At 71.5% G+C, this 18,201-nt stretch carries 17 protein-coding genes; 7 read left to right on the plus strand and 10 right to left on the minus strand.

The features are described 5' to 3' along the window. Positions 1-112 precede the first annotated feature (112 nt). The 3 genes from pcp to ACFW9D_RS02060 are packed head-to-tail and all read right to left on the minus strand — an operon-like array spanning position 113 to position 2,451. Positions 113-757, minus strand: a complete 645-nt coding sequence (gene pcp, locus ACFW9D_RS02050) for a pyroglutamyl-peptidase I (protein WP_384616742.1) — start codon at positions 755-757, stop codon at positions 113-115. Between the two features lie 12 nt (positions 758-769). Next, positions 770-1,735 carry a DUF979 domain-containing protein gene (locus ACFW9D_RS02055; protein ID WP_384616744.1) on the minus strand — a complete coding sequence of 322 codons (966 nt, stop codon included), beginning with the start codon at positions 1,733-1,735 and terminating at the stop codon, positions 770-772. Beyond that, complete coding sequence (locus ACFW9D_RS02060; RefSeq protein WP_384616745.1) at positions 1,732-2,451, minus strand: DUF969 domain-containing protein; 720 nt, start codon at positions 2,449-2,451, stop codon at positions 1,732-1,734. The genes ACFW9D_RS02055 and ACFW9D_RS02060 overlap by 4 nt, the downstream gene beginning before the upstream one ends. Before the next feature lie 191 nt (positions 2,452-2,642). Here ACFW9D_RS02060 and ACFW9D_RS02065 point away from each other — a divergent pair, with 191 nt between their 5' ends. From ACFW9D_RS02065 to ACFW9D_RS02075, 3 genes are read left to right on the plus strand one after another with little or no spacing between them, the layout of a single operon-like run. Beyond that, positions 2,643-3,395 carry a LamB/YcsF family protein gene (locus ACFW9D_RS02065; protein WP_384616915.1) on the plus strand — a complete coding sequence of 251 codons (753 nt, stop codon included), beginning with the start codon at positions 2,643-2,645 and terminating at the stop codon, positions 3,393-3,395. Continuing rightward, positions 3,392-4,045 (plus strand): allophanate hydrolase subunit 1, encoded by a 654-nt coding sequence (locus ACFW9D_RS02070; RefSeq protein WP_384616746.1) that lies wholly within the window; start codon positions 3,392-3,394, stop codon positions 4,043-4,045. The genes ACFW9D_RS02065 and ACFW9D_RS02070 overlap by 4 nt, the downstream gene beginning before the upstream one ends. Further along, a complete protein-coding gene (locus ACFW9D_RS02075; RefSeq protein WP_384616748.1) occupies positions 4,042-4,917 on the plus strand; it encodes a biotin-dependent carboxyltransferase family protein in 876 nt (291 codons plus the stop codon). Before ACFW9D_RS02070 ends, ACFW9D_RS02075 begins: the two co-directional genes overlap by 4 nt. Here ACFW9D_RS02075 and ACFW9D_RS02080 read toward each other — a convergent pair. The 5 genes from ACFW9D_RS02080 to ACFW9D_RS02100 all read right to left on the minus strand — a co-directional run bounded on the left by ACFW9D_RS02080 (position 4,907) and on the right by ACFW9D_RS02100 (position 9,801). Then, positions 4,907-5,515 (minus strand): TetR/AcrR family transcriptional regulator, encoded by a 609-nt coding sequence (locus ACFW9D_RS02080; protein WP_384616750.1) that lies wholly within the window; start codon positions 5,513-5,515, stop codon positions 4,907-4,909. The two genes, ACFW9D_RS02075 and ACFW9D_RS02080, sit on opposite strands and share 11 nt — an antisense overlap. A 17-nt stretch (positions 5,516-5,532) precedes the next feature. Beyond that, complete coding sequence (locus tag ACFW9D_RS02085) at positions 5,533-6,564, minus strand: agmatine/peptidylarginine deiminase (protein WP_384616751.1); 1,032 nt, start codon at positions 6,562-6,564, stop codon at positions 5,533-5,535. Between the two features lie 9 nt (positions 6,565-6,573). After that, positions 6,574-8,301 carry an urease subunit alpha gene (locus ACFW9D_RS02090; protein ID WP_384616753.1) on the minus strand — a complete coding sequence of 576 codons (1,728 nt, stop codon included), beginning with the start codon at positions 8,299-8,301 and terminating at the stop codon, positions 6,574-6,576. Continuing rightward, positions 8,298-8,993, minus strand: a complete 696-nt coding sequence (ureA, locus tag ACFW9D_RS02095) for an urease subunit gamma (RefSeq protein WP_384616755.1) — start codon at positions 8,991-8,993, stop codon at positions 8,298-8,300. The genes ACFW9D_RS02090 and ureA overlap by 4 nt, the downstream gene beginning before the upstream one ends. Positions 8,994-9,222: 229 nt before the next feature. Next, the gene (locus tag ACFW9D_RS02100) at positions 9,223-9,801 is read right to left on the minus strand and encodes a TetR/AcrR family transcriptional regulator (RefSeq protein ID WP_384616757.1); all 579 of its coding nucleotides are present in this window, start codon (positions 9,799-9,801) and stop codon (positions 9,223-9,225) included. A gap of 137 nt (positions 9,802-9,938) precedes the next feature. Here ACFW9D_RS02100 and ACFW9D_RS02105 point away from each other — a divergent pair, with 137 nt between their 5' ends. Next, a complete protein-coding gene (locus ACFW9D_RS02105; RefSeq protein ID WP_384616759.1) occupies positions 9,939-10,520 on the plus strand; it encodes a TetR/AcrR family transcriptional regulator in 582 nt (193 codons plus the stop codon). Positions 10,521-10,549: 29 nt separating this feature from the next. On the opposite strand, the gene ACFW9D_RS02110 is transcribed toward ACFW9D_RS02105, so the two are convergent. Next, positions 10,550-12,955: a glycoside hydrolase N-terminal domain-containing protein gene (locus tag ACFW9D_RS02110; protein WP_384616761.1), complete on the minus strand. Its 2,406-nt coding sequence runs from the start codon at positions 12,953-12,955 to the stop codon at positions 10,550-10,552. A gap of 326 nt (positions 12,956-13,281) precedes the next feature. Next, positions 13,282-13,824 carry a nuclear transport factor 2 family protein gene (locus tag ACFW9D_RS02115; protein WP_384616762.1) on the minus strand — a complete coding sequence of 181 codons (543 nt, stop codon included), beginning with the start codon at positions 13,822-13,824 and terminating at the stop codon, positions 13,282-13,284. Positions 13,825-14,305: 481 nt separating this feature from the next. Here ACFW9D_RS02115 and ACFW9D_RS02120 point away from each other — a divergent pair, with 481 nt between their 5' ends. From ACFW9D_RS02120 to ACFW9D_RS02130, 3 genes are all read left to right on the plus strand, one after another. After that, the gene (locus ACFW9D_RS02120; protein WP_384616764.1) at positions 14,306-15,718 is read left to right on the plus strand and encodes a family 2B encapsulin nanocompartment shell protein; all 1,413 of its coding nucleotides are present in this window, start codon (positions 14,306-14,308) and stop codon (positions 15,716-15,718) included. A gap of 108 nt (positions 15,719-15,826) precedes the next feature. Then, entirely contained in the window at positions 15,827-17,173 is a 1,347-nt protein-coding gene (locus ACFW9D_RS02125; RefSeq protein WP_384616766.1) for a family 2 encapsulin nanocompartment cargo protein terpene cyclase, read from the plus strand. A 5-nt stretch (positions 17,174-17,178) separates the two neighbouring features. Then, entirely contained in the window at positions 17,179-18,078 is a 900-nt protein-coding gene (locus ACFW9D_RS02130) for a geranyl diphosphate 2-C-methyltransferase (protein WP_188340851.1), read from the plus strand. Positions 18,079-18,201: the final 123 nt, after the last annotated feature.

Genomic DNA, 18,201 nt, shown 5'->3' on the forward strand with positions numbered 1-18,201 from the left:
GCGCCCCTGAAATGCAGACCCTTCGGGTCGCATTTCCCCGATGAGGCGCAGCCTCACCAGGGGCGCGGGGAACTGCGCGACCAGCCCCCACCCACCCGCACCCGGCGAACCGTCAATGCGTGGCACCCTCGGTGACCCGAGGTTCGTCCCGGGTCGAGGCGGCAGCCAACAGCAACGCCCGCACCCCGGACGCCACGACCTCCGGAGGCAGCGCGGCAGCGCCCCCGTCCACCACCTGCTCCGGCGCCCACGGCACATGCACGAATCCGCCCCGCACCGAAGGGAACTCGGTGGCCAGGAGGTGCCCCAGCCCATAGGCGACGTGATTGCACACAAAGGTGCCGGCCGTGTTGGAGAGCGCGGCCGGAACCCCGGCGGAGCGCATCGCCGCGACGCACGCCTTCACGGGCAGCGTCGAGAAGTAGGCCGCGGGGCCACCGGGTACGACGGGCACGTCGATGGGCTGGGCCCCCGCGTTGTCGGGGATGCGCGCGTCGTCGACGTTGATCGCGACGCGCTCGACGGTGACGCCGGCCCGCCCGCCCGCCTGCCCGAGGCACACGACGAGCTCGGGCCGGGTCCGCGCGAGTGCGTCCCGCAGGGCGTCGAGCGCGTCGCCGAAGACGCAGGGCAGGCGTACCGCGGTGACGTCCAGTCCGTCCGGCGGCGCGGCGGCGACGAGGGACGCCGCCTGCCAGGACGGGTTCACGGACTCCCCGCCGAAGGGTTCGAAACCGGTGAGCAGTACTCGGGTCATGGTCCTGGTCTCCTAGACGGCGAAGATCGCCATGATCACGGTGGAGCAGCCGAGCAGCGCGAGGCCGGTCGGCAGCTGCGCCTTGATCGGCCCGTACTGGTCCTTCAGTTCGAGCAGGGACGCCGGGACGATGTTGAAGTTGGCGGCCATGGGCGTGCAGAGCGTGCCGCTGAAGCCGGCGAGCATGCCGATGGCGAGCACGGCCGGTTCGTTGCCGTGCATCTGCTGGATGAGGACGGGCCAGCCGATCGCGGCGGTCATGACGGGGAACGCGGCGAACGCGTTGCCCATGATCACGGTGAACAGGAACATGCCGACGCAGTAGGCGATCACGGCGAAGTACTTGGAGTTGTCCGGCATGACGTCGTTGACGATCTCGCCGACCTGCGTGCCGACGCCGGCGACGGCGAAGATCGAGCCGAGGACGGCGAGCAGCTGGGGCAGCAGCAGCGCCGAGCCCATGGCCTCCAGCATGGAGCGCCCGGAGTGGATCGGCGTCGACAGCTTGCGCTCGCCGGTGACCAGCATGCCGACGACGAGCGCCACGACGCAGCCGAGGCCGAGGCCGATGAGCGTGGCCTTGCCGGTCTCGAACAGGCCCGACTCGTCGAGGAAGGAGGCGCAGACGATGGCGACGAGCGGGATCGTCAGGGCGGGTACGAAGAGCTTGTTGCCCAGGCGCGCGGCGGAGGCCTCGCGCTGTTCCTCGGTGGTCGTGGCGGGGACGCCCTTGCCGATGAAGTTGAACCCGGCGAGGACGATCAGCGCGAGGACGGCGACGCCGAGGGGTTCGGCGGGCAGCTTGTACATGGTCGCGCCGGTCGCGACGCCGGTCCCGTAAGGGAAGGTCAGTCCGAGCAGTCCCCAGAAGGCGGCGGAGGTCCAGCGCTTGGGGTTGGTGCGGTCCATGGCCATCTGCGCGGCCATGACGACGAAGACGAGCCCGATGAGCCAGTAGAGCCACTCGACCTTGATCACTTGGCGGTCTCCTTCGGCAGGGGCAGGTCGTTCTCGGCGTTGGCGAGGGCCATCTCGCGTTCGAGCTTCTTGTCGAGGAGCAGCAGGCGGGCGCCGTGGATGAAGAAGGCGCAGACGGCGAGCGGGACGGCCCACAGGGCGAGCTGGGTGGGCTCGAGCTCCTGGTGGTAGGTGGAGTTCACGAAGCCGGTGATCAGGAGGATCGAGCCGATCGCGATGAAGCAGTCCTCGCCGAAGAAGAGGCCGACGGTGTCGGCGGAGGAGGAGTAGGAGCGGACCTTCTCGCGCAGCTTGTCGGGGAGCCTGGCGCCGAGCCGGCGTTCGGCGGCGGCCTCGGCCATGGGGGCGACGAGCGGGCGCACGGTCTGGGCGGGGCCGCCGAGGTTGTTGAGGCCGAAGGCGGCCGTGACCTGGCGGACCAGCAGGTAGACGGTCAGGAAGCGGCCGACGCTGAGCCGGCCGAGCTTGCCGATGAGGGTGCGGGCCTGCTCGCGCAGCCCGTACCGCTCCAGGAGGCCGATCACCGGGAGCACGATGGCGAAGACGGTCACGGAACGGCTGTCGGCGAACGACTGGCCGAACGCGGCGAGGATCTCCTGCGGGTTCATCTTGCCGAGCAGTCCGGTGGCGATACCGGCGACACCGACCACGAGGACGGGATTGCGGCGCGTGACGAATCCGAGGATCACCACGAGCACGCCGAGAAGAACGATCATGCGGCGGCCTTCTTCAGTGCGCGGAGGGCACGGGAGGGGCACGGAATCAGACAGTCCGATTCCGTGGGGGATGCACGGACCATAGGGGATCGTTGAACGATCGAACAAGGGGTCTCACGTGATGGATATGCACCTTGTCGAATTGTTGAACAATCCCTACCGTGGAGACCGTGACCCAGGACCAGCCCCCAGTGATCGATCTCAACGCGGACCTCGGCGAAGGCTTCGGCCGCTGGACCCTCACCGACGACGAGGCCCTCCTCTCCGTGGTGACCAGCGCGAACGTCGCCTGCGGCTTCCACGCCGGCGACCCCTCCGTGATGCGCCGCGTGTGCGACCTCGCCGCCGAGCGCGGCGTCCGCATCGGGGCCCAGGTCTCCTACCGCGACCTGGCCGGCTTCGGACGGCGCGCGATGGACGTGCCGCCGGACGAGCTGGCCGCCGAAGTGGCGTACCAGATCGGGGCGTTGCGGGTGTTCGCGGAGGCCGCGGGCGCGACCGTCGCCTATGTGAAGCCGCACGGCGCGCTCTACAACCGCACGGTGCACGACGACGCGCAGGCCCGCGCCGTGGTCGCGGGCGTCGCGCTCGCGGGCGGCGCCCTCCCCGTGCTCGGGCTGCCCGGATCACGGCTGCTCGACGCCGCCGCGGAGGCGGGACTGGCCCCCGTGCGGGAGGCCTTCGCGGACCGCGCGTACACCGCCGCGGGCACGCTGGTGCCCCGCCGCGAGCCGTTCGCCGTGGTGGAGGACCCGGACATGGTGGTGCGCCGGTCGGTGCGCCTGGCCGTGGACGGCGGCGTCGAGGCGGCCGACGGCACCTACGTCGCGGTCGCCGCGCGCTCCCTGTGCGTGCACGGCGACACCCCGGGCGCGTCCCGGATCGCGGCGCGGGTCCGCTCGGCCCTGGAGGCCGCGGGCGTCACGGTGGGTGCGTTCGCATGAGCACGGGCACGGGCGCGGCCCCGCTGATCCGGCCGGCCGGACGCCACGCGCTCCTGGTCGAACTGGCCGACGCCGGGCGTACGGCCGCCTTCCACGCCGAGCTGCTGCGGCGCCGGACCGAGGGGGCGCTGGCGCCGGTCGCCGAGATCGTGCCCGGCGCGACGACCGTGCTGCTCGACGGTGTACCCGATCCGCGCGCGCTGGCCCGTGAGCTCGCCGGGTGGGGGGTGCCGGAGACGCCGCCCTCCGAGGGCACGGTGATCACGCTTCCCGTCGTGTACGACGGCCCCGATCTGGCCGAGGTCGCAAAGCTGTGGGGCGTGTCCGGGAACGAGGTGGCGGCGCGCCACTCCTCGTACACGTACCGGGTCGCGTTCTGCGGCTTCGCCCCCGGCTTCGGCTACCTGACGGGCCTGCCCGAGGAGCTCCACGTCCCGCGCCGCGCGACCCCCCGCACGAAGGTCCCGGCCGGAGCCCTCGCCCTGGCCGGTCCGTACACGGCGATCTACCCCCGGGCCACGCCCGGCGGCTGGCAGATCATCGGTACGTTTCCCACCCCGGAGGACCTCTGGGACCCGGCCAAGGAACAGGCGGCCCTCCTCACTCCGGGAGCCCGGGTCCGATTCGCGTCCCCGGGCGGTGCGGCATGACCCCCACCACCCTCACCGTGGTCCGGCCGGGCGCCCTGACGACCGTCCAGGACGCGGGCAGAACGGGCCACGCCCACCTGGGCGTCCCCCGCTCCGGCGCTCTGGACGCCCCGGCCCTGCGGCTGGCCAACCGCCTGCTCGGCAACCCGGAGAACACGGCCGTGCTGGAGACCACCCTCACCGGCTGCGCCGTCCGCCCCGACCGGGGCGTCATGGCGATCGTCGGCGGCGCCCCGTGCCGGGTCACGATCGACGGCCGCCCCGCCCCCTGGGGCACCCCGGTCCACGTCCCGGCCGGCGCCACCCTGGACGCGGGCCCGGCCACCTCCGGGCTGCGCAGCTACCTCGCGTTCGCGGGGGGCCTCGCCGCGGAGCCGACCCTGGGCAGCCGCGCCACCGACCTCCTGTCGGGCCTGGGCCCGGCCCCGCTCACCGAGGGAACCCGGATCCCACTCGGCCCGGCCCCCGGGAAGACACCGGTCCTGCCCGAGGCCCCGCCCTGGCCCGCCCCGCCCGCCGAACTCGTCCTGCCGGCCCGCCCGGGCCCGCGCGCGGACTGGTTCACGGACGCGGCCCTGCGCACGTTCCTCACCGCGACCTACACCGTCTCGGCGCAGAGCAACCGCATCGGGCTGCGGACGCGGGGTCCGGCCCTGGAGCGGGCGAAGGGGGGCGAACTGCCCAGCGAGGGAATGGTGCTGGGCGCGGTGCAGGTGCCGCCGGACGGCCTTCCCGTGGTGTTCCTGCACGACCATCCGACGACGGGCGGCTACCCGGTGATCGCGGTGGTGCCGGAGCAGGCCCTGGCCGCGGCGGCCCAGGCGGTGCCGGGCACTCCGCTGCGTTTCGTGCCGGACCCGTTCACGGGCTGACGGGAGCGAGCGCCTCGTCGAGGAACTCCCGTACGTGGTCCATGACCCGCTCGCGGCCGGTGCCGCGCAGGCCGATCACGATCTGCAGGGAGAACCCGTCGAGCAGCGCCCGCAGCCGCGTCGCGAACCGGTCCGGGTCCACGGGCCGGAACGCGCCGCGCGAGACGCCCTCGGCGAGCAGCGCCACCAGGTCGCGGTGCCAGGCGCCCTCGATCGCGGCCTGCCGGTCACGGGCGTCGTCGTCGGCGTTCTGCGAGCGGTTCCACACCTCCAGCCACAGCGACCAGTGCGGGTCGCGGTGGCCTTTCGGCACGTACAGGTCGACGTACGCGTCGAGGCGCTCGCGGGCGTCTCCCCCGCCGGTCAGGAGGCGGCCGCGCGCCGCACCGAGCCGGCCCTCGCTCCACTCCAGGGTGCGCAGGAGCAGCTCGTCCTTGGACCCGAAGTGGTAGGCGAGGTGGCCGCTGCTCATGCCGACCTCCGCGCCGAGCGCGGCCAGGGTGAGCTTCTCCAGGCCCCGCTCGGCGATCATCTCCATGGTGGCGGCGAGCACGTTCTCGCGGGGCGGGGCCGGGGTACGGCGGCGGGAGGCGGTCATGTGTACGTTCTACCTGATCAGAGTCCGGCCACCGGCTGCTGCTGGGTGATGCAGTGGATGCCGCCGCCCGCCGCGAAGATCGTGCGGGCGTCGACCAGGGTGACGGTGCGCTCGGGGAAGAGCCGGCGGAAGATCGCCGCGGCCTCCTCGTCGTTCGGGTCGTCGAAGCCGCAGAGCACGACGCCGCCGTTGCACAGGTAGTGGTTGATGTACGAGTAGTCGACCCAGCCGCCGTCCTCGGGGTCGGTGAGCACGGTCGGGGCCGGGACCTCGACGATCTCAAGGGTGCGGCCCTTGGCGTCGGTCTGCCCGCGCAGCGCCTGAAGTATCTCCTTGCTCACCTCGAAGTCGGGGTGGGCGGGGTCGCGCTGGGTGTGCACGAGGACGACGCCGGGGGCGGCGAACGCGGCGACGATGTCGACGTGGCCGCGGGTGCCGAACTCGCCGTAGTCGGCGGTGAGTCCGCGCGGCAGCCAGATCGCCTTCGTCGTGCCGAGCCGGGCGTGGACCTCGGCCTCGACGCGCTCCCTGGTCCAGCCCTGGTTGCGGTCCGGGTCGAGCTGGACGGTCTCGGTCAGCAGGACCGTGCCCTCGCCGTCGACGTGGATGCCGCCGCCCTCGTTGACCATCGCCGTGGAGTGGACGGGGACGCCGGTGAGGTCGGCGATGTGCCGGGCGACCTTGGAGTCGTGCTCCCAGCGGGCCCAGTCCTGGGCCCCCCAGCCATTGAACGTCCAGTCCACGGCGGCCAGTTCGCCGGTCTCGGTGTCCTTGACGAAGGTCGGGCCGATGTCCCGCATCCAGGCGTCGTCGAGTTCCCGCTCCACCAACTCGATGTCCTCACCGAGCAGTTCACGGGCCTCGTCGAGCTGACCGGGGCCGACGACCACGGTGACCGGCTCGTGGCGGCGCACCGCGCGGGCGACACGGGCCCAGGCGGCACAGGCCTCGGCCAGCCCGGTGTCGTCGGCGAAGGTCGGGTTGGGGCTCGGCCAGGCCATCCAGGTCCGCTCGTGCGGGGCCCACTCGGGCGGCATCACAAAGGTCATGGCGGGTCCTCAGAGGAAGTAGAGACGGTTCAGGGAGACGGAGTCGGCGGGCTCGGAGCGGATCGGCTCGCCGTCGAGACTGACGAGTCCGGTGCGCTGGTCGACGTCGACGGCGCCGGTGCGGGTGTTGAAGCGGAGGTCGGCGGGGCCGATGCCGCGGGTGTTCCGTACCGCGACGCGGCGCCTGCGGGTCGGCATGGTGTCGTGGCCCTGGTCGAGCGCGGCCTGCGCGACGAACGCCACGGAGATCTCGGCCGGGGTCGCGCCGTGCGCGCCGAACTGCGGGCCGAGGACGAGCGGTTCACAGGTGTCGGTCGCCGCGTTGGGATCGCCGACGACCCCGTAGGCGGGGAAGCCGGACTTCAGCACGAGCTGCGGCTTGGCGCCGAAGAACTCGGGGCGCCACAGCACGATGTCGGCCATCTTGCCGACCTCGAGGGAGCCGATCTCGTGCGAGAGGCCGTGCGCGATGGCGGGGTTGATGGTCAGCTTCGCCATGTAGCGCAGCACACGCTCGTTGTCGTGGCCGACGCCCGGGTCGCCCAGCTCGGCCTTCATCTTGCCGGCCATGGCGAACGTACGGCGGACGGTCTCGCCGGCGCGACCCATGCCCTGCGCGTCGGAGGACGTGATGCCGATGGCGCCCAGGTCGTGGAGCACGTCCTCGGCGCCCATCGTGCCCGCGCGGATGCGGTCGCGGGCCATGGCGGCGTCGCCCGGCAGGTCGGGCTTGAGGGCGTGGACCGAGACGATCATCCCGTAGTGCTCGGCGACCGCGTCCCGGCCGAAGGGCAGGGTCGGGTTGGTGGAGGACCCGATGACGTTCGGGACACCGGCCATCTTCAGGACGTTCGGCACGTGGCCGCCGCCGCAGCCCTCGATGTGGAAGGCGTGGATCGTCCGCCCTTCCAGCACTTTCAGGGTGTCCTCGACCGACAGGCACTCGTTCAACCCGTCGCTGTGCAGGGCGACTTGGACATCATGCTCCTCGGCGACCCTCAGCGCGGTGTCCAGAGCGCGGGTGTGGGCGCCCATGTCCTCGTGCACCTTGAAGCCACAGGCTCCTCCCTCGGCGAGCGCCTCGACGAGAGGCGCTTCGTCGGAGGCGGAGCCCCGGGCCAGGAAGCCGATGTTGACCGGCCAGGCGCCGAAGGCGTCGAACCCGAGCTTCAGCGCCCACGGGGAGTTCACCCCGACTCCCCAGGTCGGCCCGATCTCCTGGCCGATGATCGTCGTGACGCCGGAGGCCAGCGAGGCTTCCATGATGCGCGGGGAGAGCAGGTGGACATGGGTGTCGATCGCACCGGCGGTGGCGATCAGACCCTCGCCCGGGATCATGGTGGTGCCGGTGCCGACGACCACGTCGACGCCGCCGAGGGTGTCGGGATTGCCGGCCCGCCCGATCGCGTGGATCCGGCCCTCGCGGATTCCGATGGACACCTTCCGGATGCCCTGGACGGCGTCGATCACCAGGACATTGGTGATCACCACGTCGCAGGTGTCGCGCACGGCCGCGGCCTTCAGGTGCATGCCGTCACGGGCCGTCTTGCCGAACCCGGCCAGGAACTCGTCGCCGTACGCCTGCGAGTCCGACTCCACCCGGACGACGAGCCCGGAGTCTCCGAGCCGGACCCGGTCCCCCGCCCGCGGGCCGTGGACGGTGGCGTACTCCTCGGGGTCGATGTGCCGGCCGGCGCCCGGCGCGCAGTGATCGCTGTATCGGGTGGGTCTGCTCATCTCTCCGCCCTTTCCGCTCCCCGGTAGCCGCAGGCCGCGGCGCGCCGCAGCGCCTCCGCCTTCGCGCCGGGCGCGTCCAGCGGCCCGTCGACCAGGCCCGCGAAGCCGATCGCCACCCTTTCGCCGCCCATCGGCGTGAGCCCGACCTCGGTCACGGCACCGGGATCGAAGCGCGTGGACGATCCGGCGGGGGCCGCGAGACGCATGCCGTACGCGGCAGCCCGGTCGAAGTCCAGGCGGGGATTCGCCTCGAAGAAGTGGAAGTGCGAGGTCACGCTCACCGGCACGTGCGCCGTGTTGCGGACCTCCACCGTGACGGCCGGTTCGGGCTCGGGCAGGGCGTCCCGGTGGGGCAGGACGGCACCGGGGGCGGCGGCGTCGTGCTCCACGTCGCCGAAGGGCGCGCTGATGACCGCCAGCCGGGTGCCGTCGCCGAACACGGCCTCGACCTGGATCTCCGTGACGACGTCGGTCACGCCGGGGAGCACGTCGGCCGGGCCGAGCACGGCACGCCCGCGCTTGAGGGCGTCGGCGAGGCGGAGCCCGTCGCGCGCCGCCTCGCAGACGGTGTCGGCGATCAGTGCGGTCGCCTCCGGCACGTTGAGACGCAGGCCGCGCCCCAGACGCGTGCGCGCGAGCTCGGCGGCCGTGAAGAGCAGCAGCCGGTCGCGCTCGGTGGGGGTCAAGGGCATGGTGCCCCCTGATCCGCGGGCCTGGTCACAAGCATGCTGTCGCTTCCTTCTCTCCGGAACGCCAGAACGGGATGTGCGGCCACTGTGGCACTGACTGAAATATCAGTCAAGGTTCCGGAGACGGCTGCTCCAGCTCGTTCGAGGGGAGTGGGGAACGACGAGTCGGAGAGCAGCCTCGGCCGATCTCACACAGGCCCCGCGCCGGACGCCGGACCTGCGTGGAAGGCGGCTAGCGACCCAGCCCGTCGACCTCGGCGGCGATGGCCTCGCTCAGCAGGGTCCGGGCATGGGCGAGCTGGAGCGTGCCGCTGAGCCAGCGCATGCTCAGCCCCTCCAGGAGGGCGGTGAGACGCTCGGCGGCCCCGGCGAGGGCAACGGCCGGGGCGGTCGGACGGACCCCGCCCAGCAGCGCCGCCACCTCGTGGACCCAGGTCAGCGTCGACCTCGCGAGGTCCTCGCGCAGATCGGGCTCGAAGACGGCACTGGCCCGCAACTCACCCCAGGCCGTGCTGTTCTCCCGGACTTCCGGGGTGTCCTGGAGTTCCAGCAGGAGCGTCCGCTCCAGCTCCTCGCGCGGGCTCAGCGGCGCGGCATCCGGGTCCACCTGGGTCGTGTAGTGCTCGGCGCGGTCACTGATGAACTCCAGCGTCTTGCGCAGGATCCCGGTGCGGTCCTTGAAGTGGTAGTAGATCAGCGCGGTGGACACGCCCGCCTCGGCGGCCAGTTCCTCCACGCGCAGGCCACGGACCCCGCGCCGGGCGATCAGCCGGGCGGCGGCTTCGAGGATCTGAGTGCTGCGAGACGCCATGCCCCGAATCCTATCCGGCACCCTCGCGCGACGATCACGAGCCCTGACCGACACGACCGTCATCGCTCGACCATAGTTGACTAAACATTCAGTCAACATGCGAGACTGGTGGTTCAGACCACCCAGGAGGGGATCACGTGGCGACGGACCGCCGAACGGCGATCTTGGAAGGTGCGGCCCGACTCATAGCCCGGCGAGGCGTCCGCGGGCTGCGCATGGAGGAACTGGCCGCCGAGGCCGGAGTGTCCACCGCGCTGATCTACTACCACTTCAAGGACCGGGCCGGCACGCTGCGCCACACTCTGGAGTTCATCAGCGACCGCGCCGATCGGTACACGAACGACGCGGACGATCCCGCCGACCCGCAAGACGCCCTCCAGGAGCTGGAACAGTCCCTGCTCCTGGAGTTCCAGGACACACCCGAGGTCCGGGAGAACAGCACGGCCTGGGGCGAGCTACGCGCCAGCGCGGTCTTCGAGCCCGAACTGCGCGGAGATCTGGCCATGGCCACGCTGGCCTGGGTGCATGACGTCGCGGAGCTCCTCGGCCGGGTCCGTCCGACGGCTCCGGCACCGGCACTCACCGCTGCCGCGGAGAGACTCACCGGCCTCCTCGAAGGACTCAGCACGCGCTGGCTGAGCGGCGCGCTGCCCCTGACGCACGCCCGCGAACTGCTGAGGGAGGCGATCTCCGTCGAGACCGGGCGGCTGGGCCACTGAGCACGCGCCGGCCGCCACGACCTCCGGCCTCAGTTCTCGATGAGCCGCAGGCCTCCGTCGTACCGCGCCGTGGCGCCCTTGCCCATCGTGATCCCTGTGCTCTTGTCGCCGTACCGCAGCGTGGTGGCGCGGCCGGAGAGGGAGCGGACGGTGACCTCGGTCAGGGCACGGTCGGCCCAGGAGACGTCCAGTTCGAAGCCGCCGCGGGCGCGGATGCCGGTGAAGGTGCCGGTCGGCCACTGGGCCGGGAGGGCCTTGAGCAGGTCGATGTGGTCCAGGGAGCTCGCGGCGATCGCCTGGACGAAGGCGCGTGCGCCGCCGATGTTGCCGTCGATCTGGAACGGCGGGTGGGCGTCGAACAGGTTGGGGTAGACGCCGCCGTGGTAGTTCATGTCGATCGTGCCGTGGTCGGAGGTGACGGGCTGGGTCAGGTTCCGTAGCGCCTGCATCGTCTTGTCGGGGTCGCCGAGGGTGGCCCACAGGTTGGCGTTCCAGGCCGCCGACCAGCCCGTCGGGCCGATGCCCCGGGCGGTCAGGGAGACGCGCGCGGCCGCCGCCAGGTCCGGGGAGACGTCCGGGGTGAGCTGCCGGCCGGGGAAGAGGCCCCACAGGTGGGAGACGTGGCGGTGGTGGTTGTCGGGGTCGTCCCGGTCGGGGTACCACTCCTGCACCTGACCCCAGCTGCCGATCGCGGGCACGTGCAGCCGTCCGCGCAGGTCGGTCACGGTCGCGCGGTAGTCGGCGTCGAGACCGAGGATCCGGGAGGCCTCGGCGAAGTTGCCGAAGGCGTCCCAGACCAGCTCCTGGTCGAGGCTGACGCCGTCCTCGTACGGGCGCATCTCGGCTCCGGCCTCGAAGCCGGCGCGGGTGACCCGCCACGGTGCGGCGATGGTCTGTTCCGGCGTCCACGTCTCGGGCACGACCAGCTTGCCGGTGCCGTCGTCGACGAGCAGGTCCTCGAAGTACTCGCAGACCTCCTTCAGTACCGGGTAGGCGCGTTCCCGCAGGAAGGTCTCGTCCAGTGTGTACGTGTAGTGGTCCCATAGGTGCCAGGCCAGCCAGGCGCAGCCTGCGGGCAGCCAGTCCCAGCCGAGGCCCCCGGAGACGTTGCTCGACACGCGGACGGTCCAGCCGCGCACCGGTTGCGTCGTGCCCGGCTTGTGGACGGCCTGCTGGGTGGCCCGGCGCCAGGACGGTATCTGGGTGTGCAGGTAGTCGACCAGCGGGTCGATGGTGCCCGGCAGGTTGCCCGGGTCGCAGAGCCAGTAGCACATCTGGATGTTGATGTCGTGGTGGTAGTCCGAGCTCCAGGGCGGCGAGTCTGAGACGTTCCACAGCCCCTGGAGGTTGAGGGGCAGCCCTCCGGGGCGGGACGTGGAGATCACGAGGTAGCGGGCGAACTGGTAGTAGAGCGCATAGAGTTGCGGGTCCGGTGCCGTCTGGTTGTTCTCCACCCGCTGGAAGGTGGGGGCGGCGAGCTGACTGTCGTCGGACCCGGCGAGGGTGATGCTCTGGCGCGAGAACAGGGCGTCGAAGTCGTCGAGGTGCCGGCTCCGGAGGGACCGCGTTCCGCGGGCGAGTGCCGCCGCCGTGTCCCGGGTCGCGTCGGCGAGCGGATCCGTGGCGGACCGGAAGGACCGACCGGCGTCGGGCACGTAGTCGGTGCGCGCCCCGACGATCACGGTCAGGGTGGTGGCGCCCGTGAACGACGTCGAGGCGGTGGGCTGATCGGCGGTGAGCGGGCGGGATCCGGGCGCGTCCACGAGCACCTGCCATCCGTAGCGGACGCCGGCGCCCCCGATCCCGCCCGAGACGGACAGCCGGCCCGGCCGGGCCAGGGTGGTGCCCGACGTGCGGCCACCGCCGTCGACGACCCTGACGGACCCCGACAGGGCGTGGCTCGCGGAGGCCGTGACGGTCGTGACGACGACCTGGTCCGGGAAACTGGCGAAGGTCTCGCGGACGTACCGGCGCTTCTTGTAGGTGTAGCTGACCGTGACGACGCCTGTCTCCAGGTCGAGTTCACGCCGGTGGTCACGGATCAGGGCGGGGTCGTGGCCGAGGTCGATGTAGACGTTTCCGAGCGCCTTGTAGCTGCCCATCGAGCCGTAGTCGCCGCTGAGGTTCTCGCCTCCGCTCCACAGGGAGCCTTCGTTGAGGGCGAGGTGTTCGCGGGCGCCGCCGCCGACCAGGGCGGCGAGGCGGCCGTTGCCGACCGGGAGCCCCTCCATGAGGATCCGGTCGCTGTCGGCCGCGCCCGCCATGACGACCCGCAGGGCCTCCTGCGCCGCTCCCCCGGCCGCCGCGTCGGCGGGCTGCGCGGCCGCCGCTTCGGTTTCCCCCACGTACGTCGCGATCACCGGCGCGGCAGCCACGAGGCCTCCGAGCTTGAGGAAGGTGCGACGATCGGGCCCCGAACTCCCGGGCTCGTTCATGGTGGTCGTCCTCTCTGGTGTGTCTACGGACTTTTGCGGCGCGCGGACGACGACCGGGGCCGTCGAGCAAATGCCGGGCTGCGCAGGCGACTTGAACCCATCAGGCGTGCGAGAGGGACGCCCCGACGGTGCCTCCCCGAGCTAGCGCCGACTGTGCTGCACCCCTGTGCAGCACGTCAAGAGAAAGGTCGGGCCTTTACTGTGCCGTCACCCGGCGAAACCAGAGGTACCGCTTACTACTTGGGGTACTACCGGGGAGAGAATCACTGGACTTCCACTCCACGCCCCGAATAGATCGGATGTCAGAACTGGACCACTCGCTCCCTCTAGAAGCCGGCGGTCCTGCGGACGCTGCGGGTGAGGACATGGAGCGGGTCGGATCCGTCGCGCCGGGGCCGGGGGCCGTCCGCCTCTGGAGCGATGCGCGTTCCGGCGTCGCTGCGGGTCCATTCCCGTATCGCGAACCGCTCGACGATCGCCCATCGCCCGTCCCGTCGGGCCAGGTGATCGACGTAGCGGAAGCCGCTCGTGAAGTTGCGCCGCGCGTCGTCGGCGGGTGAGCCCCAGTGCACGGCCGTGCCGTACGTCTCCGACACCGCGTGGTCGCCGAGCAGTTCGACGCTGTGGTTGCCGATGATGTGCTGGGTCCCGTCGAACGTCCGGAGCAGAGGTTCGACCCATGCGAGGTACGCGTCCACGGGACCACTGAAGCCGGTGTGGTGGTCCACGCCGTCGGGATGGTAGGCGGAGCGGACCAGGTCGAGGTCGAGGCGGTCGACGCCGCGGCAGTACCGCAGAACCACTTCGTGGATCAGCTGCCGGTCGGACAGCTCACGTAGGGACAGGGGCGAGCTCAGGCCTGTTCGCATGCTCAGGACCCTACGAGGCAGAACCAAGCAAATGCTAGGTCGATGCGGAGCGCGAGCGGGGTTCGTGGGAGTGGGCTCGTCCGCAGAGCGGCGCGGCCCACGTAGGGCACTTCGACTCCGCGTCGCGTCGGTTCGGTTCCCTATACCGAAGCCCGCGCCGACCGTGACCCCGGCCCGTCCGGATCCTGGCGTGATTGCGATGCCTCGGGGCGAGGCTCAGGCCGTGTCACCGCATGAGCGTGGCGGCGAGCAGCCGGACCACCCCGTCGAAGCCGGGCCGAAACCTGTCGGTATCCCGGCAAACATCGCTCCAGCGATGATCAACGGATCGAGTTAACGTCCCCGGTTCCCCATGGTCCGGGGCGCGGAGCGGCCCCTAGCGTCGACTCGGACCTGGACGGATGCCCATCCACACAGCTCCCTTGCCCGACGACGCCCGCAGACGTGCCACCCCCGCTCTGAACAAGGAGAGTTCGCCCCGATGACTGTCGACTCGAGCCCGGAAGTACAGCCGGAGTCAGCCCAGCAAACCAGCCTCGGCACGGCGGCGGCCCGCAACCTCGCCACCACCACCAAATCCGCTCCGCAGATGCAGGAGATCACCTCCCGGTGGCTGCTGCGGATGCTCCCCTGGGTGGAGACCAAGGGCGGCGTCTACCGGGTGAACCGCCGCCTGACCTACACCGTCGGCGACGGACGCGTGGACTTCATCCAGGACGGCGGCAACGTCCGGGTCATCCCCCGCGAGCTCGGCGAACTGGCCATGCTGCGCGGCTTCGACGACGTGGAGGTCCTGACCGCCCTCGCCGACCGCTGTGTCCAGCGCGACTTCGAGGCCGGCGAGACGCTGGTGGAGCGCGGGCAGGGCGCCGACAAGCTCCACCTCATCGCCCACGGCCGCATCAACCAGACGTCCGTCGGCGAGTACGGCGACGAGGTCGCCCTGGACGTCCTGGCCGACGGCGACCGCTTCGGTGACCACGCCCTGCTGGACGGCAGCGGCCCGTGGCAGCACACCGCCACCGCCGCGACCGCGGGCACCCTCCTCACCCTGTCGCGCGCCGACTTCGAGTCGGTGCTCGCCACCGCGCCGGCCCTGCGGGACCACATCACCCGGTTCACCTCGCTCCCCCACCAGCGGCAGAACCACCGCGGTGAGGCGGAGATCGCGATGTCGGCCGGCCACGTCGGGGAGCACGAGCTGCCCGGCGCGTTCGTCGACTACGAGCTCAACCCGCGCGAGTACGAGCTCTCGGTCGCCCAGACGATTCTGCGGATCCACACGAGGGTCGCCGACCTCTACAACGAGCCGATGAACCAGACCAAGGAGCAACTCCGGCTCACCATCGAGGCGTTGCGGGAACGCCAGGAGCACGAGCTCATCAACAACAAGGAGTTCGGCCTCCTCAACAACGCCGACTTCAAGCAGCGCCTCCAGCCGCACTCCGGCCCGCCCACCCCGGACGACCTGGACGAGCTGCTGTGCCGCCGCCGCGGGTCGAAGTTCTTCCTCGCGCACCCCAAGACGATCGCGGCGATCGGGCGCGAGTTCAACGCCCGGGGGCTCTACCCGGACCACGTCGACCTCGGCGGCCAGCAGGTCCCGGCGTGGCGCGGCGTTCCGATCCTGCCGTGCAACAAGATCCCCATCACGAAGGAGCGGACCAGCTCCATCCTCTGCATGCGTACCGGCGAGGACAACCAGGGCGTCATCGGTCTGCACCAGACGGGTCTGCCGGACGAGTACGAACCGGGCCTGTCGGTCCGCTTCATGAACATCAACGAGCAGGCCATCACGTCCTACCTCGTCAGCACCTACTACTCCGCCGCCATCCTCGTGCCGGACGCGGTCGGCGTGCTGGAGAACGTACAGATCGGCCGCTGGCCCAGGTAGCGGGCCCGGCCCGCACGGCATGGTGCGGCCACCCCGGACCGTCCGGGCCGGCCGCCCCTGCCGCGAGGGGCCCCGGGACAGCCGCCCACCCCACGAAGGAGCCACCCGATGCCCGCCCCCGAGACGACACCACCACAGTCGAGCCTGCCGGCGGCCGCTGACCGCTCCACGGCGCACTTCCTCGCCGAAGCCGCTGCCCGTGCCCGCGACATCCAGGCCGTCACCGGTCACGTCACCAGTCACGTCGGCGAGCCGTCCGGCGCGCCGGCGGCGGCCGCACCACCCGCGGCCTCAGTTCCGGCACCGGAACCGCGGTCCGCCGAGGCCCGCGCGGCCGTGACGCCGGCCGTGGCGGCACCGGTCCCCGACCTGGGGCGGGTCCTGGGCGGCCCCCGCGGCCTGGGCACGGCGGGCCTGCGCCTGACCCCACGCGTGCAGGTGCCGACGGACCCCGCGCCGCCGGAGCCCCCGGTGGAAGGCACGCCGATCCCGGGGCTCTACCACCACCCGGTGGCCGAGCCCGATCCGGTACGGGTGGAGGAGGTCAGCCGCAGGATCAAGTCCTGGGCGCTGGACGAGGTCTCCCTGTATCCCGAGGAGTGGGAGGAGCAGTTCGACGGCTTCTCCGTGGGCCGCTACATGGTCGGCTGCCACCCGGACGCGCCCACCGTCGACCACCTGATGATCGCCACCCGCCTGATGGTGGCCGAGAACGCGGTCGACGACTGCTACTGCGAGGACCACGGCGGCTCGCCCGACGGCCTCGGCGAGCGGCTCCTCCTCGCGCACACCGCGCTCGACCCCGTGTACACGACGGAGGAGTACCAGGCCCCCTGGGCGAAGTCCCTCGGCTCGGACGCGCCCCGGCGCGCCTACCGCTCCGCCATGGGCTACTTCGACCAGGCGGCGAGCCCCTCCCAGAGCGACCGGTACCGGCACGACATGGCCCGGCTCCACCTGGGGTACCTCGCCGAAGCGGCCTGGGCCCAGATGGAGCACGTGCCCGAGGTGTGGGAGTACCTGGCGATGCGCCAGTTCAACAACTTCCGCCCCTGTCCGACCATCACCGACACCGTCGGCGGCTACGAGCTGCCGGCGGACCTGCACGCCCAGCCCGCCATGCAGAAGGTCATCGCGCTCGCCGGGAACGCCACGACGATCGTGAACGACCTGTACTCGTACACCAAGGAGCTCGACGCTCCCGGGACTCACCTCAACCTGCCCGTCGTGATCGCCGCGCGTGAGGACATGTCCGACCGGGACGCCTATCTCAAGGCGGTCGAGGTCCACAACGAACTCATGCACGCCTTCGAGAGCAACGCCGCGGCCCTGGCCGCCGACTGCCCGATCCCGACTGTGCACCGCTTCCTGCGGGGCGTGGCCGCATGGGTCGACGGAAACCACCACTGGCACCAGACCAACACCTATCGCTACAGCCTGCCGGACTTCTGGTAGGAAGAATGGACTCATCTGTGACCAGCACGACCAGCACCGAGCTCACCGCCCCCGCCTCCGTGTCCATCCCCGGCCCGGCGACCCCCTACCAGGGCGACATCGCCCGCTACTGGGACGGGGAGGCCCGGCCCGTGAACCTGCGCCTCGGCGACGTCGACGGTCTCTACCACCACCACTACGGCATCGGCGACGTCGATCACTCCGCGCTCGGCGACCCCGAGGACAGCGAGAGCGAGAAGAAGCTGATCGCCGAGCTGCACCGGCTGGAGTCCGCGCAGACCGACGTCCTCCTGGAGAACCTCGGCGGCATCGGGCGCGACGACACCCTCGTGGACGCCGGCTGCGGGCGCGGCGGCTCGATGGTCATGGCGCACCAGCGCTTCGGCTGCAAGGTCGAGGGCGTCACCCTGTCGGCCAAGCAGGCCGACTTCGCCAACCGGCGCGCCCAGGAGCTGAGCATCCAGGACCACGTCCGCGCCCAGGTCTGCAACATGCTCGACATGCCCTTCGAGACCGGGCAGGCCGCGGCCTCGTGGAACAACGAGTCGAGCATGTACGTCGACCTGCAGGACCTCTTCGCGGAGCACTCCCGCGTCCTCGAGGTCGGCGGCCGCTACGTCACCATCACCGGCTGCTGGAACCCGCGGTACGGGCAGCCCTCGAAGTGGGTCTCCCAGATCAACGCGCACTTCGAGTGCAACATCCACTCGCGCCGCGAGTACCTGCGGGCCATGGCCGACAACCGCCTGGTGCCCCAGGCCGTCATCGACCTCACTCCCGCCACGCTCCCCTACTGGGAGCTGCGCGCGACGTCCTCGCTCGTCACGGGGATCGAGGACGCGTTCATCAACTCCTACAAGGACGGCTCCTTCCAGTACGTCCTGATCGCCGCCGACCGGGTCTGACCCGCGGCCAGGAGTCCAGGACCGGGGGGGGGGGGGGACGGGGGTGCCCGGGGCGGGGGGGGGACGGAGGGGGTGGGGAGGGGGTGGTGCCGGGGTGTGTGCGGGGGTGGTTGGTGTGTGTGG

This window comes from Streptomyces sp. NPDC059524, assembly GCF_042749255.1.
Classification (GTDB): Bacteria; Actinomycetota; Actinomycetes; order Streptomycetales; family Streptomycetaceae; genus Streptomyces; species Streptomyces xanthii.